Consider the following 25,836-nt stretch of genomic DNA (forward strand, 5'->3'; position numbering starts at 1 on the left):
CTATAATAGCCGCGGTGAGAACAATTACTGTTGCCGTGGACGAAGGAGAAGAGAACGAGAGGCTCGATTCCTTTCTTGCAAAGAAGATAAGAAAGCTTAGCCGCTCGGCGGTCGCGAGGCTTATCAAGGAAGGGGCGATCGTCCTTAACGAAAAAAGTGTCACCGCAAACCAAAAAACCAAATCAGGCGAGACATTCACTGTAAACATCCCCGCGCCGGAGCCGCTTGAAGCTGAACCGGAAAACATCCCCTTGGATATCGTCTATGAGGACGACGACATAATCGTTGTGAACAAGCAGGCCGGCCTCGTGGTCCATCCTGCCAAGGGGAACAGCCGGGGGACGCTTGTAAACGCCCTTCTCTACCACTGCAAGAACCTCTCCGGCATAGGCGGAAAACTCCGCCCCGGCATTGTCCACAGGCTCGACAAGGATACGAGCGGACTTATCGCCATCGCCAAAAATGACGAAGCGCACCACTCCCTGAGCGAACAGCTTAAATCAAGGAGCATGGGGAGGGAGTATGTCGCCATCGTAAGGGGCCTGCTAAAAAAAGAGAGGGGTATCATCAACGACGCCATCGGGCGACATCCCCAATACAGGAAAAAGATGTCGATACGGACGGAAAAACCCCGCGAGGCTCTCACGGAGTACGAAGTGATCGAGAGGTTCGCCGAACATACATATGTAAGATTAAGACTGAAAACAGGGAGGACGCATCAGATAAGGGTGCATCTCTCGTCGAAAAACCATCCTGTGCTGGGGGACATGCTTTACGGAAAACAAAAAACCGGTCTGATAGACCGCCCCGCCCTTCACGCAAGGAAGATGACGCTGATCCACCCAAAAAGCGGCGAGAAGATGGAATTCGAGGCGTCGATCCCAGGCGATATAGAGGAACTCCTCGCGCAATTGAGGAAACAGGGCGACTGATGGCGATGATCAAGGAAGATATTTCAGGAATTGAGAAGCAGGCCGCGTGTTGTGGATGATATTTGAACTGTCTGCCTTTATTTTTTCCCCAACTGCCTCTTGGCGATCTTGTAGGTATTTCCGCCGCTCTTTTTCGCCTCATACATCGCGTCATCAGCCCTCTTGATAAGGAATTCCGGCTTGTCGCCATCCCACGGGAATATGCTTATCCCGATGCTCAGCCCTACCTGCAACTGAAAACCGTTAACGGCATACGGACTTTTAACCGCTTTAACCAGCTTTTCGGCAACATGTTTTTCATCCCCTATCCTCTCTATTTTTGATAGAAGAACTATAAACTCGTCGCCGCCGAGCCTTGAAACGGAATCGTCCTCCCTCAAACAGCTCTTGATCCTCAATGCGACTTCCTTAAGAAGGATGTCCCCGACATCGTGACCATACTTGTCGTTCACACCCTTAAATGAATCCAGATCCATGAAGAGTAGCGCACCTGTGGTTTTGTTCCTCTTTGAATGGGCAAGCTCCAGTTCAAAACGGTCGTGGAAAGTCCTCCTGTTCGGGAGACCGGTCAGCGAATCATGATAGGCCATGTAGCTGATCTTCTCTTCGTGCCTTTTCTGGTCGGTAACATCCCTGATAATGCCGTGAAAACCGATAATCTCCCCCTCGATGTTCCTCTGAACGGCGGCCGTTACCAACGTGTGGATATGGTTCCCGCTCCTGTCTTTCAAATCAAGCTGGTAATCCTTGACGTATTTGTTTTCCAGCGTCATTTTCACGAAATTATCTCTCTCTTCGGCATTTGCGTAAAAGGAGACCACATTCATGTTCAGAAGTTCTTCCTTGGGATACTTGAAAAGCTCCTCCCCGGCAGAATTGATGTCAAGAATCATCCCTTCCTTTGACGTTATATAAACAACGTCTCTTGAGTTCTCAAAGATCGAGCGGTACTTGAATTCGTTTTCGCGCAGAGCCCTCTCCTCGATCCTTTGGTTTGTCACATCCTTCACCATTATCATGAAACCCTTCAGCTCCTGCTTCACATCCCATGTGTCCTTCAAAGGGGATACGCGAAGTTCAAATATCTTTTTTTCACCGTCGATCGGATATTCATTCATCCCGGTATATTCGCCTTTTCCCCACGCCTGTTTTACAACCTGTTCGAAAGTGATCTCTCCGAATATATCCGCGATACCGCTCTCCTGTATGGTCTTCCCGGCGGCCTCTCTTGACGAGATGCCGAAGATATTCTCGGCAGTGAGATTCAGATAGGAAATGGTGTAATCCAGGTTTAAAGCGACTATTCCGATCTCCATCCCCGAGTAAAGGATGCTGTCGAGAAACAAGGTTTTCTCGATCAATGTTTGCTCAGTACGCTTGAGCAGTCTCTCTTTCTCCCTTACCGCCTCCATCAGGGACTCCACATATTTCCCTTCCAGCAAGCCGTTAACGATATCCTTTTGAGAGATCAGTCCTGAAATAAGCCCGTGTTCATCCACAACGATAAGATGGCTATGCCCTTTGAGGCTCATTATCCTTGCCGCCTCATGAACGGGGGTCATCTCATCTATAACGACAGGGTATTTCCCCATAACATTGAAAACTTGAATCTCTTCAAGATTCTTCATGCGGTCGATCATCGAGGTAATATCGTTTTCCGTCACGATACCTATTGGACGTCGCTCCTCTTCCACCACCACACAACCTATCGATTTCCTTATTATCACTTCAAGCGCCTCCAGCAAAGACGCATCTTTTTGAACGGTATGCACAGGTGCAGACATGATCCTGGAAATTCTCCTCGCCTCGCCAAATTCCAGATTGAGGTTATTGAGGATGTCGGAATTGGAAACTATCCCTTTTATGCTTCCGTTGTCACCTGTGGCTATTATGTAGCGCGTTTTACTTGCGGAGAGCACCTGATACGCTTCAAAGGTGTTAAGCTCCCCGATTGCCATGCATACGGGAGCCCTCATCACATCGCGGATAGATGAAGTTTTAAAATCGAGATTCCTTGAGGCGAGATTGAGCACGTCCCTTGCCGTTATGATCCCTATCGGCCTTTCACCGTCGATCGCCACGAGGCAACTGGTCTGTCCATTTGACATTTTAAAGACAGCCTCGGAAAGGGAGATGTCTGGGGATACAGTAACTACGTTCTCAAGAAAACCTTCAAAACCGTTGTAGAGAGATTCCATCTATTACCGCTTCCCGAATAATTGTCTATATTCTCGTGTTTAGTTTATTCCCCAACGTTTGATTGCTTTATTCTGCTAAGTATACCATATAGTTCCATTAATTCAGATGTGATTTTTTATGTTACTTTTTTTTCATTTAATGTTGGGCGCAACTTTTGCGCATGAATACAGGGATTCGCTGTTTTTACAGAACCTTATAGAAACGGAGGGTCTATTTCAGACTATCGCAGAATTTCCTTAATCTCGCCATTCCTTCGTTCATCTCGTCTGTATCCATAGCGTAACTGAAACGGAGGAAGTTTACAGACCCGAAAGCGGAACCCGGAACCGGCGCAATTCCCGCTTTTTCGATAAGCAGCTCCGTCAGATGGAGATCATCCTTGATGGCGATTCCGTCAATCGTTTTCCCTATCCAGCCGGAGAAATCGGCAAAGGCGTAAAAAGCCCCTTTTGGTACGTTGCACGAGACCCCTTGCATGGCGTTCAGCGCGTCCACCATCTGATCCCGCCTCTCCTTGAATTTGGCAACCCGCTCCGGGATGAAAGAAAGATCAGAAAGGGCGGCTACCCCCCCGAACTGCAGAGGCGTTGCGGGATTGGAAGTGCACTGCCCCTGTATCTTGTTCATCGCGGATATTATGTCCGCTCGCCCGACGGTGAAGCCAAGCCTCCATCCAGTCATTGAAAATGTCTTGGAAAAGCCGTTTACCACCAATGTCCTCTTCTTTACTTCCTCGCTTATGGTCGCGGGAGCGAGCACTTTTGCGCCGTCATAGACTATCTGGTCGTAAATCTCGTCGGAGATAAGTAACAGGTCCTTTTCCACGACGATCTTCGCGATGGCCCGTATCGTCTCCTCTGAATACACTGCGCCGCTCGGATTTCCCGGGGAGTTCAGTATTATTGCCCTAGTTCTGGCCGTAATACTGCTTTTAAGTTTATCAATGTCTGGATTGAAATCATTCTTTGCGTCGCAATCGAGGATTACAGGCGTTGCTCCGGCGAGTTGAATCTGGTCCGGGTAGGTCACCCAATACGGGGAAAAAACAATGACCTCATCCCCCTCTTCGAAGAGAACCTGGGTTATGTTGTAAAGCGAGTGTTTCGCCCCGCATGAAAGGATTACCTCGTTTTTTCTGTAATCGATACCGTAATGGCTTTTCATGAACTCGATTACTGCGGTTTTTATGGCGTCGTTTCCCGGCACCGGAGTGTACTTGTTGTAACCGTCCCTGATAGCCTTTATCGCGGCTTCCTTGATGAAATCGGGCACATCGAAATCTGGCTCGCCCGCAGAAAAACCGATTATATTCTTCCCCTGAGCCTGAAGCTCCGTAACCTTGCCGCTTATAGCCATAGTGGCCGACGGCGCGAAACTAGACATTCTCTTTGCCAGCTTCATACTTAATCCCTCTATTTGAATTTTTCTTTTAACGCCTTGCTTACTACCGGCGGTACGAGGCACGATACATCGCCGCCGTAACTTGCTACCTCTTTAATCAGCCCCGAACTGATATAAGTGTACTCCTGGCCGGGCATCATGAAAACAGTTTCTATGCTTTCATTCAATTTTCTGTTCATCTGATTCATCTGCAACTCGTATTCAAAATCGGAAACGGCTCGCAATCCGCGGATAAGGAGGTTCAGCCCCAGTTCCTGACAGAATTGGGTGGTTAACGTATCAAACGCCACCACCTCCACGTTCCCTATCCCCTTGGTCACCTCTTTCAAGAGCATAACCCTCTCATTGACATCGAATACAGGATTCTTTTTTGGATTCTTTGCCACGGCGACTACCACCCTGTCGAAAACTCCGAGAGCCCGGGTAATAAGGTCCAGATGTCCGTTGGTTACAGGGTCGAATGTCCCGGGGTAGACTGCCGACTTCATTTTTTTCCGTTTTTCTTCATTTCAAGTGATGCGCGGGCCGCTTCAAGCACCGTTTTGACATTCAGATTGTAACACTCCACCAATTCCTCCGCGCTACCCGATGAGCAGAACCTGTCCAATACTCCAACGCGTTTTACCGGAACGGGATAGGAAGAGGATAAAGTCTCGCAAACAGCCCCGCCGAGGCCCCCTATTATCGAATGTTCCTCAACTGTTACTATCGCCCCGGTATCGCGGGCGGCGGAAACAACGGCTTTCTCATCAAGCGGTTTTATGCTCGACATATTAATGACTGCGGCGGAGAGACCCTCCTTTTCCAGCTGTTCGGCGGCTTCGAGGGCGGTGTGAACCATCAATCCGCAGGCGATGAACGTCAGGTCCTTCCCCTCCTTCACCTTGTCGGATTTGCCCAGCGTGAATTTCTTCTTTTCATCGTATATTACCGGGAACTTGTCTCTGGCGAGCCTTATGTAGATAGGCCCATCCATTTCCGCGGCGTATCTTACCGCCGCGACCGCCTCGTAGGCGTCTGCCGGTACAACCACGTTCATATACGGTATCGCCCTCATTATGGCGATATCCTCAAGCGCCTGATGCGACGGCCCGTCCGGGCCGACCGTCAATCCCCCATGGGTCGCTACTATCTTTACATTCTGCTTCGGATAGCATACGGACTGCCTTATCTGCTCCCACGCCCTGCCTGTGGCGAACACCGCAAATGTCGAGGCAAACGGTATCTTCCCCCCTGCGGCAAGGCCTGCCGATGTGCCTATTAAATCCTGCTCGGAAATTCCCATATTGAAAAACCGATCGGGAAACTCCTTGGCGAAAGTGGAGGTTTTCGTGGAGCCGGACAGGTCGGCATCCAGCACGACAATATCCTTGTTCGCCTTGCCCAGTTCAACAAGGGTTTTACCGTAGAACTCCCTTAGGGATAATGAAACCTTTTCGCCCATAATTACTCTTTCCCGCTATTCCTGTTACGAAAGCTCTTCAATAGCTTTCTTTAATTCTTCGTCATTCGGCGTAGCGCCGTGCCACTTTACGTTCCCTTCCATGAAGGAGACACCCTTCCCCTTTACCGTTCTGGCAATGATAACGGTAGGTTTTCCCTTTACCCCTTTCGCATTGTCTATCGCTTCTAGTATGGACGGGAAATGGTGTCCATCCGTCTCAAGCACGTTCCAGCCGAAAGATGCCCACTTCTCCGCAAGAGGCTCTATTTTCATGACATCCTCGACCTTTCCGTCGATCTGCAGGAGGTTGTTATCGATGATCGCAATCAGATTATCGAGCTTATAGTGCGACGCGGTCATCGCCGCCTCCCAAACCTGCCCCTCCTGGTTCTCGCCGTCCCCAAGGAGGCAGAATATTTTCGAATCGTGGTTGTTCAATCTGCTGGCGATTGCCAGACCGTTTGCCTGTGAAAGCCCCTGTCCAAGCGACCCGGTTGTAACCTCCACACCGGGGGTAGAAACGGAGTATGGGTGTCCGCTCAGCATGCTTTTCAGTTTCCTGAGGCGTGGGAGTTCGTCTTTGCTGAAATACCCCCATTCGGCAAGTACCGCGTAGAGCGCGGGAGCGGCGTGCCCTTTTGAAAGGACAAACTTGTCCCCTTTGTCGGCTTTTTTTCGTCCCTTGGCGTGGTCGAGCTTCGAAAAATAGAGCGCTACAAGTATATCGATGCACGAAAGCGATCCGCCTGAATGCCCCGAACCGGACGCATTGAGCATCTTGAGGATGTCGATACGCATCCTTTGCGCGATCTTCCCCAACTCAACAGGGTCATTGGTAAATTTCAATTTTTCCACCTTTTATATATGCCAAGGGGGAGAGATTATCACGGCAAAATGCTATGCGCAAACCTTTTTCAGGGAACGGGATAAATGATATCGGGTGAATCGAGAAATCAGCTGATTGCCTGTCTATGCAAATCCGGTTTCTCCCATAAAACGAAAATAGCGCTCCTTTTTAGCCCCCTTTGCCGTCACACTATTTTATTTATCTGAAACCTGATGGTGGCGGTTGTCCCTTCGCCCGGTTCGCTGATTATTGATATATCCCCCCCATGGGCCTCCATGATCTTTTTGCAGAGGCTCAATCCGAGGCCATAGCCGCCGGTCTTCCGGGAGCGGGATTTATCCGCCCGGTAAAAAGGCTCGAATATGTACGGGAGCTCATCTTTTGGAACACCCGCGCCAAAATCCCTTACCTTCACCACGCACCTCTCCGACTCCATGAAGGCCGACACTTCCACCTTGCCGTTATCATGCGATGAGTATTTAACGGCGTTATCGAAAAGATTCTTCAAAACAAGTCTTGCCCTGTCGGCATCAATATCCGCATAAATCGCTTTTACTGGCGGGATGAAAACCACACCGGGAGCTATCTCCCGGTACCCTTCGACAGTTTCCCTAACCAGCGCCGACATGTCGGTTCTCGCCAGTTCAAGTTTCCCGTGTCCGCTGTTCAGTTTTTCAGTTTCAAGGAGTTCGGATATCATCTTCTCCATTTCCAGCAGGTCTTCCCTGATGCTCTCCGTCTTCCCGCCGTCCGGTGCCAGTTCCAAGGCGACCTTCATCCTCGTAATCGGGGAGCGGAGTTCGTGGCTTACATCCAGAAGCAGCTGCTCCTTGGAGCGGATCATCTCACCCACCCTTTTAGCCATGGAGTTGAACGACTCGGCCAGTTCACCAAGCTCATCCCTCCTACGCCTCACGGGGATCCTGTGAGCAAGGTTGCCGTCGGCGATCTGTGCCACCCCCTCCTCGAGCCACTTTATCGGTTTAAGCACCCATCTTATCCCGAAGTACGCGCCCGCGACTATGAACGTCAGCAATCCTATCAGAAGAAGCGTATACTCCTCTTCCCAGTTGAAAAACCGCTTCGCGTCCCCATACAAAATAAAGTTCCCATATTCCTTTTCCACCAGAAGGAAAAATTTACCACGACGCCCTCTAATCTTGTGACTGTGTTCACGCTCCTCCTTGTATTCATCTTCGTCGCCATGCTCGCGATGCCTATGTTTGCGATACCTGTGATATTTCTCTATCTCCTCCACCTTAGGCACGGAGCTGGAAGTGGTCCAGCTCCCATTCCCTTCATAACGTATCTGGACGGAATATCTCTCCGCGATATCTTTCGCTTTTGCGAGACTTGGGGGATTGCCGATGTCTCTGATTATGTATTCCGCGTAGTTCATCATATTGCGATGAAAAAGGTTTCGGGAAGAAGAGCGTTCCGACATCCTGTGAAAAGCGAATACGATAAAATTGATAACCATCCCGGTGGCCAATAGCACCAACAGGAGTTTAAGGAATATGGAACTCCTGAAGCGGCGTCTGTGCCTACCCCTCATCCGTCGGCTCCTCTCCGATAAACATGTAGCCGGTACCCCAGATCGTCTTCAGGTATTTCGGTTTTTTCGGGGAGTCGTTGAGCTTCTGCCGGAGTCTGCTGATAAGGACATCTATCGACCTGTTATACGGTTCCCAGTCGATGCCGCTCACCTTATCGAGTATCGTATCCCGGTTCAGGACAATACCGGGATTTTTAAGAAATACTGAGAGAATTTCAAATTCGGCTGTTGTAAGATCAAGCGCTTTTCCGTCCTCGTTGGCAATCCGTTTTTTAAAGTCGACTTCCAGCTTTCCGTACCGGAATATCTCCTTTTTCTGCTTTTCATTGCTTCTTCTCAAGATTGACTGGATACGCGCCACCAGCTCCCTCGGCTCAAAAGGTTTTGCGAGATAATCGTCCGCGCCGAGTTCCAGCCCGACTACCCTGTCGGTCACCTCTCCCCTGGCTGTCAGCATGATGATGGGAACCGTGTTGTCTTTTCTTATCTCTCTGCATACTTCGAATCCGTCCTTGCCGGGAAGCATTACATCGAGTACCACCAGGCCGGGCCGAAGCTCCTTTATCCCCCTCAGTCCGTCCACGGGGTTTGTAAAAGCCTTTACCTTGAAATGGAATCTGGAAAGATAATCGAAAAGGAGAGTGTTGAGCTTTTCATCATCGTCGATGATTACGATTAATTCTTCCATACCACATCAGCCTACCAGATATATGAGCCGTCGTCCTCATTCATTGGAAAGAGCAAGCGGGCTCCATTATTTTCCGGAACCCGCTCAATGTCTGACTATCTATCGCACCATTTCTGGCACTTCTGATTTTTCTTGTCTACCCACTCGGCAAGCTTTGCCTTTTGTTCCGGATCAAGCGATTTGTGGAACTCAGCAAACCTAGCCACTGCCAGACTCCTCATCTCCTTCATATGAACCTCTTTTTTCTCAAAGAGAGAGTTTATCGCTGCCTGGTCTATTTCATCCTTCTTCACCTGCGAGGCAAACTCATTCATAAGATCTTTTTTTCCGCCCTTGAATTCCCCTCTCTTTGCCAACATCTCCACCTTGATGTCGTTGAGGAGTTTCTGCTGTTCTTCGTTCAGATCCAGCTTTTTTGTGATCTTCTTTACAACATGGTCGGCCTTTTTTTCATTAAATCCGTGATGTCCCCAATGACCATGCCTGTGAGAGCATCCGCCTGCGGTGAAAACAAGCCCGACTATCAGTAGCACCGAAACCAGCATAATTGTCTCTTTCATTTTTTCTGTCCTTTCCGAAAAGATTAATATTTTTACCAACGCTACTCACTCTGCTTTATGGTTTTAGACTATATAAAAGATGTGAACAGTCTATTGCGGAATTGTACAAAATTGTAAACACTCTTATAGCGCTGATAATAAGGGAGTTGCGTACTTAATGATTGAAACTATGTTCTGAAAACCAGTATCGGGAAGAGGTCAGTTGAAATGCCAGGTGCGTTTCATTTTTTCTATCTCTTCCTTCAGGACTTCCCCCACCTTTCCTCGGGAGGTGTCCTCCATGACCTCATTTAGCAGTCTGTCGAGAAACTTCTTCTTTTCCGCTTCATAGAAATTGTCGAGTTCCGATTTCTTTTTCATGACATCTGTCAGGATCTCCTGCCTTCTGGCGTACTCCTCTGCCTTCAGCTCTGTGTGAAGCTTCTCCATCTTTCTGCTCCGCTCAAGCTCCATCTCCTTGTCAAATATGGAGAGCCTCTTTTTCTTTTCAGCAAGTATCTCCCGCTCGAGACTGTTTTTCCGGTCAACCTCCCATTCGTGCAGGCTTTCCCGAAGATTTTTCCGCCTTCTTGAAATCTCTTCATCAAAACTTACCGTAGCCTGTTGCATCCTCTTTTGAAACTCGCCGGACAATTCTTCCTCCAGCGTATTGAGTCTCCTGGCCCTTTCTTCCTCAACCTCGGATATTATTTTATTTTTCATTACCAGCTTCTCTCTTTCAAGTTCCGCGATACTCTCCTTCACACGCTTTTCGCGAACCTTGGCCAGCTCATCTTGCATCTGCTCTTGCATATCCAAACGAACCCGCTGCGCCTCAAACGCTGCTTCTTCCGTTCTTACCCTCAGCATATCCCTGTACCGCGCTTCAAGATTGATGTTTGCTTCATCCGCGAGCCTTTGGAAATACTCATCGATCTCCCTTCGTTTTTCGGCGCGGATCCCGGCAACTTCCGCCTTGATCGAAACGATTTTTTCCCCCTTCTCCTTTTCCAACTCCTTTTCAAGGTCGAGCATTTTTCTGCTTTTCTCTCTGGACATGAACCCTGCAAGAGCTATCAGCCTCTTTTCCTTTTCAACTTCATGCTCTTTATCCAGCTTTTGGAGCCGTCTCTGCTTTTCATTATCCAGTTCTTTTCTCACCGATTCCTCGATATCCGCTTTTTTCCGCTCCGACCACTCCTGGAGCTTGAGCTTTTCCTCTTCTTCCATTTTCCTTATCTTGAGAGCATGAGCCTCCAGCATGTTTTTTCTCTCGCGCTCCAGACGGAGCGCCAAGATTTCTCTGCGCGCCTCCTCTTCTTTTTTCATCTGTCCCAGAAGTCCACGCATCATCGCCCCTTTTTCCTCGCCCTCCCACTCCAGAAGGGTCTTTTTCTTGAGTGATTTGAATATTTCAAGCTGTCGTTCCATCACTTCCAGCCGAGCCTTCTTCTCTTTTTCCACATGGGAGGCGATCTTGTCTTTCTCGTCATTCCTGTATCTGACAAGTGATTCATTTATGTCACGGCGCATCTCTTGCATCTCTTTTTCCAGGTTTGAGCTTATCTCAGAGCGGAATTTTACTTCTTCTGAAGCAAGCCTCTCTTCCATATTGGCGCGCATCTTATGCTCGGTTTCCTTCAAGGAGCTGAATACCGACTCAGTCCTTAGTCTTATCTCATTCTGCAGGCTCTTGTCTGTTTCCATCAGTCTGTTTTCCCTGATAGCCGAAAGCTCCTGTTCAAGCCTTTCAAGACTTCTCTCTCTGGTTATCTGTATCTCGTCGTTGAGATTTTCCTGCAGTCTTTTCCTTATGGCGTCAAGACTGGCGTGTATATCGTTCATCCTTCTCTCACGCTCCGTTGTCACCATGTGCTGAATAAGAGCTGTTTTCTTCTTTTTCTTGTCTGCGAATTCGCGCTCAAGCGTAGCGTGCAATTTCTCTTCTTCCCTGATTATCCTTTCATGAAGCTCATTGCGGAGCTTTTCCTCCAGCTGGTCCAGATCTCTTCTAAGTTCGTGCTCCCGTGCCATGATGATGGTTTTCACGTTCGCGTCTATCTCGGCGGTTTCCCGTTTCCTGTATTTAAGTATTTCATCCCGCGCCGTCTCCATGATCTTTGCCTTTTCCGCGGCTATCTCCTTCTTCAGGCTTTCCTTCATATCCGTCCGCATCGTTTCCACTTCAGCCTTGAGCATTTTCAGCTTTTCGATTTTAGCGCTCTGGATAGTGCTCAATATCTCCTCGTTCTTCTCCCTCTCGTACCTTGCCACTTCCATGTCGATTTTCTTTCTTGCCCTATCCCTTTCGCCGCTAAGCTCATCTTCAGCTTTCAGGCGCAAGCCTTCCTTTCGGATTGTTTCATCAAGATCAAATGAAACGGAGGCTATCATCACATCCCTGAAAACATCTGCCATAAAATTTTCGCGCTGCATGGATATCTCCTCGTACAGCCTTGATTCGAGCGCGCTTTTTTTCTGCTCTACATCCCTGTCCACTTCCCCATTCATGCTTGCGCGGTAGAGGGTCATGCTCTCATCGATCTGATCCATTTTAGCTTTTCGCATCTCTTCAAGCTGTTGCCAAAGAACTTCCTTTACCTTGTCAATCTCTGCCGTCAGCTCGTTCTTTAGGTTTGCGAACCTCTTTTTCTTTACAAGCTCAACCTCATCCTCTATTTCGGATTCCCTCCTCCGCTTTTTCTGAAGCATTTCGGCATCGTATCCGGTTTTGGAATTTTGGTAATATCCCGCCAGATCCCGTTCCATCTCCTTTATCCGTTTTTCACGCAGGGTTTCAATTTCTTCCTCAATTTCCGTGGATCTCTTTTCGTATACGCGTGCCAGACCGGCTTCCATCTCCGCCCTTTTGGATTCCCCTTCCGCTTCAATTTTTTCGAGTTCCCTTTTCCAGGCCTCTGTGATATCTCCCTTAAGCGCGGCTTCCTTTTGAATGCGCGTTGATTCAACCTCTTCTTCCGCCACAATTTTTCTTTCGGCGATGCTTTTTTCGAGCTTCTTCGACATCTGGAAATATTTTTCTTCGCGTATCAGCTCCATTTCATTGTTAATCTTGCGCAACGCATCCAGCTCTTCCCGGGCGGATGTTACCTCTTTCACGCTTTGACCGGTCGGTCCTTCTTCCCCCTTAAAAGAGCCGAAAAGCACTTCGTAATCGAGTTCCACCGAACTGGTTTCATCCGGCCTCCCCCAGTTCAAGAGAGCTGAAACGATGTAGCTCCCCGCTTTTTTGAAATTATTTTCAATTGACGCATTTACGCTATCTCTTCCGCCTTTAACGCATTCAGGCATGAAAAATGTACCGCTTGCCTTGAAGTGGCTTGTGAGGAACATGTCTGAGAGCCTCCCTTTTATCAGCTCAACATGAGTAGGCGAGGCTACCCAATTTGCAACCAGGCTGATATCTGTAACTGCCTGATGTTCCCTCCATGCGCCTTCCATGGATGGCATGAGCGTGCGCATTCGGGAGGCATACTTTAAAAGGCTTATGCCACGTTCACGCGCAAATTCATCCTTCAGCGCCAAGAGCGCTTCGAGCTCATCCCTCCCATATGCCTTGAAATTTTCAAATGACGATACGAGGATGGCGAATAGCAGTTCGTTCAGGCCTTCTTGAAAGTCTTCTTTCCCGTTCACTACAAGGAGTATCTTGTCCGCGCCCGCGTTCACTGCCAGCCTGCAACCGTCCGAAATGTTACCTGTATCGATGAGGACGAAATCAAACTGAAGTTTTCTTATGTCCCTTAGAAGCTGGTTGCCATGATGCTGTTCCTTGAATCCTTCGAGAAAACGCCTCCCAGCTGAAATATAAAATACTCCTTCCTTCCCCGTCGCAGCGATGGCCTCGGAAAGTTTTCTGTCCTTTCTGAAATAGTCCTCAAGGAAGTATTCATGGTCGATCCCTTCCATGAAAGGGGTGATCTTCCGCAAGGAGCCCCCCATTTCCACAAGGAGTACTTTTTTACCGGATTCGGCCAGAAGTGAAGTAACCGCGACGGCAACGGAGCTTTTTCCAACCCCGCCCCCCGTACCGGTCACAGAGACGATCTTCGGCTGGGATTCCCTGCTTTTTTTAGCCAATGTCATTAAATCCTTTTCGGTTTTTGAAGCTAATACCTTTATTTATAGGCCATTTTACATTTAAAACAATATATTTTGGATTTTCCGAAAATACACCTTTTATCAATCCCGGATTATGACGATAAAAAAAAATGATGATTTTTTTTGTTTCCCCCTAATGAAATAAGATTCGGCATCCGATAGTAGGAATAGCAGAAAATCGCGTTTAGGGAAATTTAGCGAATAGGAAGTGTTGTGAATAAGGTAACTGCCACGGATGGTATAAGGACTGATCTCATAAAAAAATATCGCAAAGCGATAAACGAGAAGAATTATGAGGTAAAGTCGATGGAAATCGCCGCCAAAATGGCCGACGAGCTGTTTAATTCAAAAAATACCGTAATTAGAACCAAGCTGAAAGTTTGATCTTTTATTCCCTTTAGGGAATGGTTTTGAAAGGTTATTTGGATTATGGACTTAAAACCGGTTTATAAAGCGACCTTCCTTATCTTTGTGCTCGGCACATACTCGGTACACTACTCAATGAATTCCATAGCACGATTCAAAAACAGGTTAATGAGATATGCCTTGCGATACTATCGCCTTTCCAGCCAGTGATCCTGAAAACTGAACCTGAAGAAGAGGTTCGATCCTGTTATGAACCGGAGTTGATCACGCAGGGAGTTCAGGGAAATATTGCCTTGCAAGCTGGCTGACCTCTTCCCGGATTTTCTGGTCGACAATTTCCGACAGGTTACCTGCTCCCGGTCTCCCCTTGTTTATCTGGGACTCATAGGCTATTGTGCCATCCTCCACATTGATCTTTGCGCCCCAGCAATCTTCGGCCCTGGAACCGTCCGCTACGAGAATATCTCTGGACTCGCTGTGCCATTTTGCCCCCGCCGCGACCTTTCTGGTTTTTATATCGGCGACTATTTTGATAATTCCTTCATGACCGAAGCTCATTGACGTCATCTCCTGCAGTGATACCGGCGCTTTTAATATCTTATTCGTGAACAGTCTGTTCCTCCTTCTCTCCCTGCTATTAACCCTTCTTTCGTGGCCGTCCCACCCTGTCACCGGTTTTTTTGCCAATCCCGGATCCGGCGGCGTTACCAGCCCCCCTGAGATGATCATCTTTATCCCCTCTTCAACTGTCATCTCAAGTTCCGTTATCTGCGTCTTCGGGATAAGGAGAAAGAAACCAGATGTCGGGTTCGGGGTTGTCGGTAAAAACACGTTTACCATCTCCTTGTCTACGACGGTTTTGACCTCCCCTTTCGATTCGCCGGTTATAAATGCCAGCGCGTAAATCCCTTCCCTCGGATATTCAATCATCACGACCTTGTTAAACGACGAGCCGAGCGAGTTTCCAAATGTTTCTAGCACTTGTTTCGCGCCGACATAGATATTCTTGAATATCGGTATCTTCACCAGCACCCCTTCGTACAGCTTGACGAACGTGCTTCCGATAATATTCTTGGTGAGGAGCCCAACAACGAAAATTATGATTATCAGCGCCACAAGCCCGATTCCGGGAATCAGGAATACCGTATGCTGAATAAGCCCTGTTTTAACCAGCAATTCATTTATTGCCGGCCCCAAGATTGCGTCAATGCGTATAAAAAGGAAACGGAGGAAGAATATTGTAATTGCCAGAGGCAAAGTTACCAGCAGTCCGGCAAAGAAGATATTTCTTATACTGTGTTTAGCTTTTGAAAACATAACAGGTTCCTTGCGCCAGGCATTTCAGGCGGCAACAAAAAGTGTCATACTTCAACAAGCAGGCCTTCTCGCGACCCGAATATTTCCGTAAGCTCCTTGGAGTCGTTAAGGTGTACCTGCAAATTCGAGATTATACGTTTTTCATCCTCGTCGGTTCTGTCTGGGTCATGATGTGAAAGCGCAACTCTCTTTACGCCGGTTGCCAAAACAAGATCCATTGTATGCTTGGTGGAGCTATGCCCCCAGCCGACCTTGTTCACATACTCTTCCGGCGTGTACTGCGAATCCATGACAAGGAGAGTGGCATTCCGTACGAAGTTTTCCAGATGGGTATTCTGCTCCTTGATGATCCGCTCCATCTCTTCACGGTTTTCCGTCTCCCCAAGGTAGTTGTAATAAGGCTCATGATCCGTGCAGTAAACAATGGACTTGCCTAGCTTCTCAAAGCGGTACCCAAGGCAGAGAACCGGATGGTTAAGATACTTCGTTTTTACCTTATATCCGCCAATTTCAAACTCTTCTTCCTTAAGTTCATGGTAAACGATATTGGATGAAAGTTCCGAAACCCTGACGGGGAAATAGGTATATTCCATCTGCCTATCCAGAATCTCCTCGAGTGATTTTTCATAGTGGACCGGCCCGTAGATATGAATATTGTACCCCTTGATAAGCAGAGGGACGAAGAACGGCAAACCCTGTATGTGATCCCAGTGAGTGTGCGAAAAGAAAATATGGATATCCTTTTGATCCTTTCGGTTGGTGAGAAGGTCATGGCCCAGCCCCCGGATGCCCGTGCCGGCATCGAGTATTATCTGCGGCTCGCCAGCGTCAAATATCTCCAAGCAGGAAGTGTTCCCCCCGAAGTGCACAGTCTTCGGGCCTGGCGTCGGTATCGAACCCCGTGTTCCCCAAAATCTTAGATTCATTTGTCTCGATTGTTAATGTGTTAAAAAAACCTTCGCTTCTTCCACAGTGTCTCGAAGGTCGGCAAAAAGTTCTCTTATTTCCTCTTCATTTTTCCCAAGAACCTCATAGGCCCTAGTATCCAAATCTTCCATTTCCACATTGTTTTCTATTCCCAGCTTCATCTCATTGCAGACATAATCCGCAATGTGAACCGCGGCTTTTATTCTATCGTAACTGTCACCGGAAAGCGCAAGTTTATGATGCCCCGCAATTGTATCCGATAGCAGGTCGGGTAGCCTCCATTTTTTTGCCATCAAACTCCCCAGCTCGGCATGGGAAAGGCCGAACTCCTCGATCTCCAACTGGCTTCTCAACTCCCCCTTCCGGTTCTCTGGATCGAGTATCTTGGCGTATGCATCCGGAAAATGCTGGACAAATATAATTTTACCGATATCGTGCAGAAGACCGGCAATAAAATACTCCTCCCTGGCCTGCACTGGAATCCCCAATTCAGCAGCAATCATCTTTGAGGCTACGGCACACGCCAGGGAATGCTCCCAGAACTGGTCGCTGGTAAACCAGACGAAATCGTTCCTCATTTTTACCGACGAGATCATTGAATAGCTGATCGCCACATTTTTAACGGTATTTATTCCAAGCATGACGACCGCCCTGCTAAGGGATACCACCTTGGTGGGCACGCCAAAGTAGGCTGAACTTATGAGCCTCAATATTTTCGCAGTCAGGCTCGGGTCGATACTTATAGTATGGATAAAATCTTTCGGCTGGGAATTCGGGTCGTTGGACAGCTGTATCACCTTCGATACTGTCGCATTGAACGCAGGTATCTGGTCAATATGTTTGACTATCTCTTCCCTTTTTGTAGCTCTCTCCATTGGTAATCCTGGCGGTTAAGCCCCCCCTGCTGTTCAATTGGCAATATTTCTAGTTAACATATGTATTATATTGAATTTTTAAGTGAAACCCCAAATTTTCGGAAAAGCGGGATTCATAATGTTATTACTTCCAGTCAAGACTTTCAAATTTACGGACAAGGGGAGCCGGGGGGAGTGAATCAATAAAACTTTTCCCGTAACTTTTTGTAACCATCCGGTTATCGGCGATCATCATTATCCCTTTATCATTTCGGTGCCGGATCAGCCTCCCAAGCCCCTGTTTCAGAGCCAATACGGCGTATGGCACCTGATAATCTATAAAGGGATTCCCCCCTTTTTCCCTTACCCTGTCTATGCGGGCGGCCATTATCGGGTCTCCTGGGGACGCAAAAGGCAATCTGTCTATAATTACGCAACTTAAAGCTTCCCCCCTCACGTCGACACCCTGCCAGAAACTCGAAGTGGCAAAAAGCACCGACCCCACATCCAGCTTGAACTCTTCAAGGAGCAGATGTTTTGGTGCGTCCCCCTGCATAAGCACCGTATATTCCATTTTCCCGTGGAGGCGCTTTCTTGTCTCACGCATATTCTTGAACGAGGTGAAGAGAAACAGTGTCCTCCCCTTCACCAGCTGTATAAGCCTTAGTGATTCATCCGCCAAAGCCTCCAGAAACTCCTTGCTGTTCGGGTCTGGCATATCGGGGAGGTAAACCTTTGCCTGGCTTGCGTAGTCAAACGGCGTGGCCAGGGCGAGGGTCTCGGCATCATCAAGCCCCAGCCTTGAAACTATATAGCTGAAATCCCCTGCCGAAGCGAGTGTGGCCGACGTAAATACCGAAATGCTTTTGCTGTAAAGGTGCCCCTTCATTATGTCTGAAACTTCAATGCTGGAGGCGTTCAGGAATATACCCCTCCCCCTCACCTCACCCCAGAAGATGTACTCCTTGTCATCCATTTTCAGGATCGCTTTGAGGTCTTCAGCAATGGTTCTGAAACGGTGGGCAATGTTTCTTATCTCGTCGGTCAACGCTTCGAGCCCCGAAAACTTCTCCTCAATGGCGGAAAGGGATGAGACGAGTATATCTGCCGCTTCCGGCTCCATATCAATGTTGGCCAGGCCGAAACGCCGCTCCCTTTCCGTTTCAAACGCGTGAAAAAAGCTTTTCGAGCGTGTATCGAGGTTGTCCAGATCTCTGGTGAATTCCTGCTTCTCCGCGGGGGTAAGCGGAGACTGGTCGAGTTCCCTGACAGCGTCACGCACAAGCTCTTCGAAGCGGAAATTGCTTACGGAAAAACCGAAATAGTTGGACGCTATCTCCTCGACCTGGTGGGCCTCGTCGAAAATCGCCACCTCGTAATCGGGCAATACCCCGTTCCCGCTGCGCCCCCTTATGGCAAGGTCGGCGAAAAAGAGATGATGATTTACCACGATTATCTGTGATGCCTCGGCCTCCTTCCTAAGAGCGCCGATATAACATTCGGTTGCGCGGGGGCACTTTTGCGAACCGCAGAAATCGGGATTGGAGCATATCTGGTTCCACAACTGGCTATCTTCGGGGAGGTCCGCCAACTCCGACCTGTCACCCGTCTTGGTGACCTTCATCCACCTGAATATTTCATCAAGCATCTTAGCTTCCCGGCCATCCCTGAAGATGGGGCGCTGGGTAAATTTCTGCATCCTTAAGGGGCAGAGGTAGTTTGAACGCCCTTTCATCATTACGGCAGAAAATTTTACGCCGAGATGTTTTCTGAGGAACGGGATATCCTTGAAGAATATCTGCTCCTGAAGGTTTTTCGTACCGGTAGAAACTACTACCTGTCTGCGGGAGAGGATGGCAGGAACCAGGTACGCCAAAGTTTTACCGGTGCCGGTCCCCGCTTCAACCACAAGGTTTTGCGCCGAGTCGATCGATGCGGCAACCGCTTCGGCCATTTTCAGCTGTTCGGGGCGATATTCATAATCGTCGAGGCTCCCCGCCAGTACGCCGTCCGGACCGAAGAGATTTGAAATTTCCAAGTATTTACCGCGGAAAAGAGGTTTGAAGCCACATATCAGCTATGCGAAAAACGGGGCAGGTATTCCCCTGCCCCAAAAATATTTATCTGACTGTTCTTCCGACAGCCTTGGCTATCGGCTCTATTTCCTTCATGAGCGCGGCGAATTTTTTCGGTTTAAGGGACTGCGCCCCGTCCGAAAATGCCACTTCGGGCCTGTCATGCACCTCGATCATCAGGCCATCGGCCCCTACCGCAACCGCCGCCCTTGAGAGCGAGGTTACATACTGCCAGTACCCCGCGCCATGGGATGGATCGATAATTATCGGGAGATGCGTCCTCTCCTTTATGACCGGTACACAGCTAAGGTCGAGGGTGTTCCTGGTAGCGGTCTCAAACGTCCTTATCCCCCTTTCACAAAGGATAACGCGCCTGTTCCCCTCCGCGAGGATATACTCCGCGGACATGAGGAATTCGTCGATCGTACTGCTCAACCCCCTTTTCAGGAGCACCGGTTTATCCATCTTGCCGACATCCTTGAGAAGCGAGAAGTTCTGCATGTTCCTCGCTCCGATTTGCAGGATATCTGAATATTTGTAAACCAGGTCGAGATCGCGAGGATTTAATACCTCGGTGACGATAGGGAGGCCGGTTGCCTCTCTCGCCTTTGCAAGCAGCTTCAACCCATCTTCCGCCATCCCCTGGAAGGAGTATGGGGAGGTTCGAGGTTTAAACGCGCCGCCGCGCAGAATGGTCGCGCCGGCTTCCTTCACCGCCTGGGCTATACCGATTATCTGCTCTTCACCTTCAACGGAACATGGGCCTGCCATCACTGACAGCCTCTTTCCACCAATGGCCGCGCCATCCACCTCTATAACCGAATCGCCGGAAATAGTCTCTCTGGAGGTCAATTTATACGGTTTCAAAATCGGCACTACCTTCTCAACATGTTTTAACGATTCCATCGATTCAATTCGGGATTTCTCCCTGCCGTCCCCAATGGCGGCAATTACTGTCTGGATCTCACCCGCGATAATGTGGGGCGTGTACCCTACTTCCTTGATAAGCTTTACTACCTCTTCCACCGCTTCCTTGGGGGAACCGGGTTTCATCACTACTATCATATTTTTGCCATGCTCCTAAATTCACAGTTTTAAATCAATAAGACAAGATATTAAAAATTCAGAATTTAAGCAATCTGTATTAGCCATTTTTCGTTAAAAACCGATAATTGCCGCTCAATACGTTAAAAACCATTAAAAAACCGGTTCACATGGAATAAAACAGGCGGAAGCATCCTCTCATACAATCAATCTTGGTTAGGTAAACAACTGATTACATATTAAAATGGAGGTGGACAAAAACCATTGGCACCAGGTCTTCCGTTTTATGTTTAAACAAATCTATTTGTGAGGGTAGAGCTATGGGAAAAGATACCGTAACGATCACTAATAACGCTACAGGACAGAGCGAGGAATTCCCCCTTCTCAAGGGGACGCATGGGCCGGACGTGTTCGATATCCGAAATTTGTACCCGAAGATGGGACTTTTCACATTTGATCCCGGATTCAAGTCCACTGCCAGCTGTGAAAGCAAGATCACATACATCGACGGCGAAGCGGGGATACTCCTTTACAGGGGTTATCCGATAGAGGAACTTGCCGAGAAAAGCAATTATCTCGAGGTCTGCTACCTCCTCCTATACGGCGAACTCCCTACCGAAAAGGAGTACAACAAATTCGTCGATATTATCCTCCATCACTCGATGGTTCACGAAGGTTTCAAAACTTTTCTCTCCGGATTCAGACGCGACGCCCACCCGATGGCGATCATGGTCGGGATGGTAGGCGCGCTCAGCTCCTTCTATCACGACTCACTTGAGATAAACAATCCGCGCCACCAGGAGATCTCGGCCCACAGGCTCATAGCAAAAGCCCCCACCATAGCGGCGGCGGCATACAAGTATTCAATCGGACAGCCTATCGTCTATCCAAAGAATAAACTCGGCTACGCTGAAAACTTCCTCCATATGATGTTCTCCGTTCCTGCGGAAGATTACAAAGTCGACGAACTCCATGCCAAGGCGCTCGACCTGATACTGATACTTCACGCCGACCATGAGCAAAACGCATCCACATCAACCGTAAGGCTCGCCGGCTCATCGGAAGCGAATCCGTTCGCGGCGGCATCGGCCGGCGTCGGCGCGCTCTGGGGCCCGGCACACGGCGGGGCGAACGAAGCGGTGGTGAACATGCTCGCGGAGATAGGCACCCCCGACCGCATCCCCCACTTCATAGCAAAAGCGAAAGACAAGGACGATCCGTTCCGCCTGATGGGATTCGGGCACAGGGTTTATAAGAACTACGACCCGCGCGCGAAACTGATAAAGAGCATGTCGAGAAAGATCATCGAAAAGAGCGACGGAAACGATCCGCAACTCGAAATTGCCATGAAACTCGAGGAGATCGCGCTGAAGGATGAATATTTCGTGGAGAGGAAACTCTTTCCGAACGTCGACTTCTATTCCGGCGTCACATACAGGGCGATAAACATACCGGTAAACATGTTCACCGTCATTTTTGCCATGGGGCGGATGGTCGGCTGGATGGCGCAGTGGGAAGAGATGATAAGCGACCCGAAACGGACCATCGGGAGGCCGAGACAGAATTACGTCGGCGCCGCCAAGCGCTCATACACACCGATAGGAAAAAGGAAGTAGCGGGAAACACTCTGCTTTTTACTTCTCCCCTCCTTGCGCGACTGCGCATAAGGAGGGGATTTCCACATTTAAAACAATGAAATTCCTGCTAATAGATGCCGCGGTCGAAAACTGAAAAATACGAGATGATATTCAGTAACCAAAACCCTTCTTCTGGAACTTGCGGAACTGCTCTTCATACTCGGCTATCATCCCCTCCTTCGAGAAGCTGAAGTGGTCATTCGGCGCAATAATGAGATGCTCCACAAGCCTCAGCTTCATCGTTCCGCATATGAATACAACCTCCCTCGTAATATCCTTGTCCTCTTCCGACGGGTCGGCCATCCCTCCGGGGTGGTTGTGCGCCAGCATGATCTTCACCGCCCCCTTTTTCACGGCCCGCTCGACTATCTGTTGAGGGGTTACCGGTACCTCCGTCGCCGTTCCGGTTGCTATCTCCTCCTCATCCACTATCGCGTTTGAGGCGTTCAGGTAGATTATCCTGAAAACTTCATGCGGCAATCCCCGCATTGAATGGTCGAGGTAGTCGAACACTTCATCCGACGAATTGAGAGCGTCTTTCGCGAGCATCCTTTCACGGAGGAATTTTCTGGAGACCTGATGGATGAGTTTTATGCCGAACGCGTTCGTATCCCCAATGCCGTCGACCTTCCGCAGTTCCTCGATATCCGCCTCAAGGACGTTTCGCAGGGAGCCGAACCGCTTCATCGCTTCCCTCGCCTGCTGTTTGCAGTCGCGCCTCGGCGTGGCAAGCGTAAGGAGAAGCTCCACTATCTCCTCGTCGGTGAATTTTTCAAGCCCGAAATCGAGGAACTTTTTTCGCAGACGGGCGCGATGCCCTTCCCTGGGGTCCTTGCCGTCGCTCTCGCCCGGCTTCCCGCTCATACAAGGGTATCCGTTATCACGAAGAGCATCAGCCCCACCGATATGATCCCGTTCACGTTGAAGAACGCTATGTTTACCCTTTTCAGATCGTCTGGGCTGACTATGTGATGCTGATACCAGAGGAGCGACGCCGTGAGGAATACGCCGACCTGGTAGACCGTTCCAAGTCCGTCCGATACCATGTAAAGGACTACAAGAAAGATGATCATAAGTAGATGCGCCGCCGACGATATGGCGAGCGCCTTTTTTATCCCGAAACGCGTAGGGATGGAATTCAGCCCCTCCTCCTTATCGTGATCGTAATCCTGGCAGGAGTAGATGATGTCTAGCCCCACGAGCCAGAATATTACGGCCCCGCCAAGGAGGAGCGACTCCGCCGAAAACTCCCCCTTGATGGCCACCCACGCCCCAATAGGCGAGAGAGAAAGGGCGAGGCCGAGGAAGAAATGGGAATACGGCGTGAACCGCTTAGTAAACGAGTAGAAGAAAATTATCGCAAGCGCGAAGGGAGAGAGCTTGAACGCAAGGAAGTTGATATACATGCATGTGACGATGAACGCCGCGGAAGTTCCGACGACGAATAGAACGTAGACCGCCCTGTCGCCCGTTCCCGATGCGAGCGGGCGGTTTTTCGTTCTCGGATTGGTGCTATCGAAGCTGGCGTCCGACAGCCTGTTGAACGCCATCGCCGCGCTCCGCGCGAAAAAGAGCGCAAGCATGAGGAGGAGGAGCTCTCTTGCTCCCGGCATACCCCCGGCGGCAATGAAGGCGGACATCACCGCAAACGGCATCGCGAAGAGCGTATGCTCCACCTTTATATCCTTCAATAAATGCAAAAGATTTTTCATATCCCCTTTCAGGCCGCAGGCTTTACGAACCTGCTTTTAAGTTTCTTTACACCCGCCTCGCGGAAAATTATCGTCAGCTTCATCTCGTCACCGGCACCTTCGCACTTTTTCACTATCCCTTTGCCGAAGATGTTGTGCACCACCTGTTTGCCCACTCCGAAAATATTGTCGGTAACGTTCACATAGGAAGGCTCGGATGAAGCGGAGGAATATCCCCTTGCCGGTTTTTCCCTTATCGGGATGCTCGTCGTGTATGCCGCCACCTGGCTGTCGATAATATCCGCCGGTATATCGTCGAGAAACGGCGAAGGCCTGTTCGTGCTGAGCTGTCCGTATATCCTCCTCACCGTTGCGTGCGTGAGATAAAGCTTTTTCATCGCCCTGGTTATCCCTACATAGCAAAGCCTCCTCTCCTCGTCCAGCTCTTCCATACTCTCCGTGGAGTTGAAGTGCGGGAGAAGGTTCTCCTCCATCCCCGCGATGAAGACATAGGGGAACTCCAGACCCTTCGATACATGAAGCGTCATAAGCGAAGTGTAATCGGCGGACTCTTCCACGTTATCCGCTTCGGCAAGAAGCGATATCCGCTCGAGGAAATCGACAAGCGTCTCCTCCTTGTGCGGCGCGCCCGCAAGCTCCTTGAGATTTTCGACGCGGGCGTTGTCCTGCGCCGTCCTCTTGGCGAGCAGTGCGGTGATAATTCCGCTCCTGTCGAGCGCCATCTCTATCACATCCGCCGCCGGGTCCGACGCCGCCCTCTTCCTTATTTCGAGGATGAGCGCTCCAAAATCGGCGAGCTTGGTTTTTGCCGCGCCCGAAATTCCGTTATCAGGGGCTGTCGAAGCCGCCGTAAGCGGTATCCCCTTTTCATTCGCGTAGCTTTTCAGTTTTTCAAGTGTTGCGGGGCCGATCCCGCGGGTCGGCATGGCGACCGCTCTCAGAAAGCTTACCTCTTCCATCTCATTCACCGCCACGCGGAAATAGGCAAGGATATCCTTGATCTCTTTTCTGTTGTAGAACTTTTGACCGCCGTAGATCCTGTAAGGGACGTACTGTCGGCTGAAGCACTCCTCTATCACGCGGGATTGGGCGTTCGTGCGGTAGAAAACGGCAAAATCGCCGTACACCGCTTCCCCTCTCCTCACCATACCGGCAATCTCCCCTGCTATATAGTTCGCTTCGTCGACTTCGCTTGATGCGGAATAGAGGGCTATCTTCTCCCCCTTGTCCTTGCTGGTAAAGAGGCTCTTCTCTTTTCTCCCTTCGATACCCTTTACGAGTTCCCCTCCCGCCTTAAGGATGTTGCCGGATGAGCGGTAGTTCTCTTCCAGCTTTACTACGATACAGCCGGGGAAATCCTTTTCGAACCCGAGGAGGTTCCCTATCCTTGCTCCGCGCCACCTGTATATGGACTGGTCGTCATCGCCGACCACAAAAACGTTCCTGTGTTCCCCTCCGAGGAGTTTGATTATTTTGTACTGCACGAGGTTCGTATCCTGGAACTCGTCTACCATTATGTACTGGAAGAGGGCTCTGTATTTCGCAAGCACTTCCGGCTGGGATTGGAAAAGCTTTATCACATGCCAGAGGAGGTCGTCGAAATCGACCGCGTTGTTCCTTTTCAGCTCGTTGCTGTACTGCCTGTACGCTTCCGCTATCGAAAGTGAATCAGGGCCAAGAAGTTCCTCGGCCATCTGGTCCGGCCCTTTCATTTCGTTCTTGAACCTGCTTATCATGGAAAGCACCCGTGAGGCGGGGAGTTCTGCGTCGGTCTTCCCCATCCCCTTGATGATCGACTTTACGAGCGATTTCTGATCTGACGCGTCGAAAACCGCAGGCATTGCGGAGTAGCCGAGGTGCCGGAAATCTTCCTTGATGATTCGCAGGCACGAAGCGTGGAAAGTGGATATCCACAGCCCTGCGGTATTTATTCCAAGCATCCCCGATATCCTGTCCCTCATCTCCTTTGCCGCCTTGTTCGTGAAGGTGACGCAGAGGATGGACCATGGAGCAACGCCGGAAGTTATAAGCCGTACGACACGCGCGGTGATGACCCTTGTTTTGCCGGAGCCCGCTCCCGCAATTATCAGGGCGGGGCCTTCGCCATGCTCCACCGCCTCCTGCTGTCTTTCGTTCAGGGAGATGACAGTTCCGCTCATCGTTTAGTTATCCATCCG

The 25,836-nt window shown here is 49.5% G+C and carries 20 protein-coding genes; 3 read left to right on the forward strand and 17 right to left on the reverse strand.

What is annotated here, in order from left to right; translation table 11 throughout:
- Positions 1-14 precede the first annotated feature (14 nt).
- Positions 15-932: an RluA family pseudouridine synthase gene (locus tag OEY64_06175; GenBank protein ID MDH5542534.1), complete on the forward strand. Its 918-nt coding sequence runs from the start codon at positions 15-17 to the stop codon at positions 930-932.
- Positions 933-1,009: 77 nt separating this feature from the next.
- Here OEY64_06175 and OEY64_06180 read toward each other — a convergent pair whose 3' ends face one another.
- The 9 genes from OEY64_06180 to OEY64_06220 form a co-directional block, all read right to left on the reverse strand.
- Positions 1,010-3,130, reverse strand: a complete 2,121-nt coding sequence (locus tag OEY64_06180) for a diguanylate cyclase (GenBank protein MDH5542535.1) — start codon at positions 3,128-3,130, stop codon at positions 1,010-1,012.
- Between the two features lie 211 nt (positions 3,131-3,341).
- Positions 3,342-4,532: a pyridoxal phosphate-dependent aminotransferase gene (locus tag OEY64_06185; GenBank protein ID MDH5542536.1), complete on the reverse strand. Its 1,191-nt coding sequence runs from the start codon at positions 4,530-4,532 to the stop codon at positions 3,342-3,344.
- A gap of 11 nt (positions 4,533-4,543) precedes the next feature.
- The gene (gene coaD, locus OEY64_06190; protein ID MDH5542537.1) at positions 4,544-5,020 is read right to left on the reverse strand and encodes a pantetheine-phosphate adenylyltransferase; all 477 of its coding nucleotides are present in this window, start codon (positions 5,018-5,020) and stop codon (positions 4,544-4,546) included.
- Positions 5,017-5,976: a transketolase family protein gene (locus OEY64_06195; protein MDH5542538.1), complete on the reverse strand. Its 960-nt coding sequence runs from the start codon at positions 5,974-5,976 to the stop codon at positions 5,017-5,019. The genes coaD and OEY64_06195 overlap by 4 nt, the downstream gene beginning before the upstream one ends.
- A gap of 24 nt (positions 5,977-6,000) precedes the next feature.
- Entirely contained in the window at positions 6,001-6,822 is an 822-nt protein-coding gene (locus OEY64_06200) for a transketolase (GenBank protein MDH5542539.1), read from the reverse strand.
- Positions 6,823-7,007: 185 nt separating this feature from the next.
- The gene (locus OEY64_06205; protein MDH5542540.1) at positions 7,008-8,378 is read right to left on the reverse strand and encodes a HAMP domain-containing histidine kinase; all 1,371 of its coding nucleotides are present in this window, start codon (positions 8,376-8,378) and stop codon (positions 7,008-7,010) included.
- Positions 8,368-9,066 (reverse strand): response regulator transcription factor, encoded by a 699-nt coding sequence (locus tag OEY64_06210; protein MDH5542541.1) that lies wholly within the window; start codon positions 9,064-9,066, stop codon positions 8,368-8,370. The genes OEY64_06205 and OEY64_06210 overlap by 11 nt, the downstream gene beginning before the upstream one ends.
- Before the next feature lie 95 nt (positions 9,067-9,161).
- Complete coding sequence (locus tag OEY64_06215) at positions 9,162-9,626, reverse strand: Spy/CpxP family protein refolding chaperone (GenBank protein MDH5542542.1); 465 nt, start codon at positions 9,624-9,626, stop codon at positions 9,162-9,164.
- 198 nt (positions 9,627-9,824) lie between these two features.
- Positions 9,825-13,712: an AAA family ATPase gene (locus tag OEY64_06220; GenBank protein ID MDH5542543.1), complete on the reverse strand. Its 3,888-nt coding sequence runs from the start codon at positions 13,710-13,712 to the stop codon at positions 9,825-9,827.
- Between the two features lie 228 nt (positions 13,713-13,940).
- Here OEY64_06220 and OEY64_06225 point away from each other — a divergent pair, with 228 nt between their 5' ends.
- Complete coding sequence (locus tag OEY64_06225) at positions 13,941-14,111, forward strand: flagellar biosynthesis anti-sigma factor FlgM (GenBank protein ID MDH5542544.1); 171 nt, start codon at positions 13,941-13,943, stop codon at positions 14,109-14,111.
- Between the two features lie 246 nt (positions 14,112-14,357).
- Here OEY64_06225 and OEY64_06230 read toward each other — a convergent pair whose 3' ends face one another.
- The 5 genes from OEY64_06230 to aroF all read right to left on the reverse strand — a co-directional run bounded on the left by OEY64_06230 (position 14,358) and on the right by aroF (position 20,331).
- Positions 14,358-15,410, reverse strand: coding sequence for a DUF502 domain-containing protein (locus tag OEY64_06230; GenBank protein MDH5542545.1), 1,053 nt, complete (start codon positions 15,408-15,410; stop codon positions 14,358-14,360).
- A 44-nt stretch (positions 15,411-15,454) separates the two neighbouring features.
- Positions 15,455-16,252: an MBL fold metallo-hydrolase gene (locus OEY64_06235; GenBank protein ID MDH5542546.1), complete on the reverse strand. Its 798-nt coding sequence runs from the start codon at positions 16,250-16,252 to the stop codon at positions 15,455-15,457.
- Between the two features lie 96 nt (positions 16,253-16,348).
- Positions 16,349-17,212 carry an HDOD domain-containing protein gene (locus OEY64_06240; GenBank protein ID MDH5542547.1) on the reverse strand — a complete coding sequence of 288 codons (864 nt, stop codon included), beginning with the start codon at positions 17,210-17,212 and terminating at the stop codon, positions 16,349-16,351.
- Positions 17,213-17,336: 124 nt separating this feature from the next.
- Complete coding sequence (locus tag OEY64_06245; GenBank protein ID MDH5542548.1) at positions 17,337-19,229, reverse strand: ATP-dependent DNA helicase; 1,893 nt, start codon at positions 19,227-19,229, stop codon at positions 17,337-17,339.
- Positions 19,230-19,311: 82 nt separating this feature from the next.
- The gene (gene aroF, locus OEY64_06250) at positions 19,312-20,331 is read right to left on the reverse strand and encodes a 3-deoxy-7-phosphoheptulonate synthase (GenBank protein MDH5542549.1); all 1,020 of its coding nucleotides are present in this window, start codon (positions 20,329-20,331) and stop codon (positions 19,312-19,314) included.
- Between the two features lie 299 nt (positions 20,332-20,630).
- Between aroF and OEY64_06255 the strand changes: the two genes are divergently transcribed.
- Positions 20,631-21,926, forward strand: a complete 1,296-nt coding sequence (locus OEY64_06255) for a citrate synthase (protein ID MDH5542550.1) — start codon at positions 20,631-20,633, stop codon at positions 21,924-21,926.
- 132 nt (positions 21,927-22,058) lie between these two features.
- Here the strand turns inward: OEY64_06255 and radC are convergent, their stop codons facing one another.
- From radC to OEY64_06270, 3 genes are read right to left on the reverse strand one after another with little or no spacing between them, the layout of a single operon-like run.
- Entirely contained in the window at positions 22,059-22,811 is a 753-nt protein-coding gene (gene radC, locus OEY64_06260; GenBank protein MDH5542551.1) for a DNA repair protein RadC, read from the reverse strand.
- A complete protein-coding gene (gene ubiA / locus OEY64_06265) occupies positions 22,808-23,659 on the reverse strand; it encodes a putative 4-hydroxybenzoate polyprenyltransferase (protein ID MDH5542552.1) in 852 nt (283 codons plus the stop codon). The genes radC and ubiA overlap by 4 nt, the downstream gene beginning before the upstream one ends.
- Before the next feature lie 8 nt (positions 23,660-23,667).
- The gene (locus OEY64_06270; GenBank protein MDH5542553.1) at positions 23,668-25,818 is read right to left on the reverse strand and encodes a UvrD-helicase domain-containing protein; all 2,151 of its coding nucleotides are present in this window, start codon (positions 25,816-25,818) and stop codon (positions 23,668-23,670) included.
- Positions 25,819-25,836 lie beyond the last annotated feature (18 nt).

The organism is Nitrospinota bacterium, assembly GCA_029881495.1.
Taxonomy (GTDB): domain Bacteria; phylum Nitrospinota_A; class UBA7883; order JACRGQ01; family JACRGQ01; genus JAOUMJ01.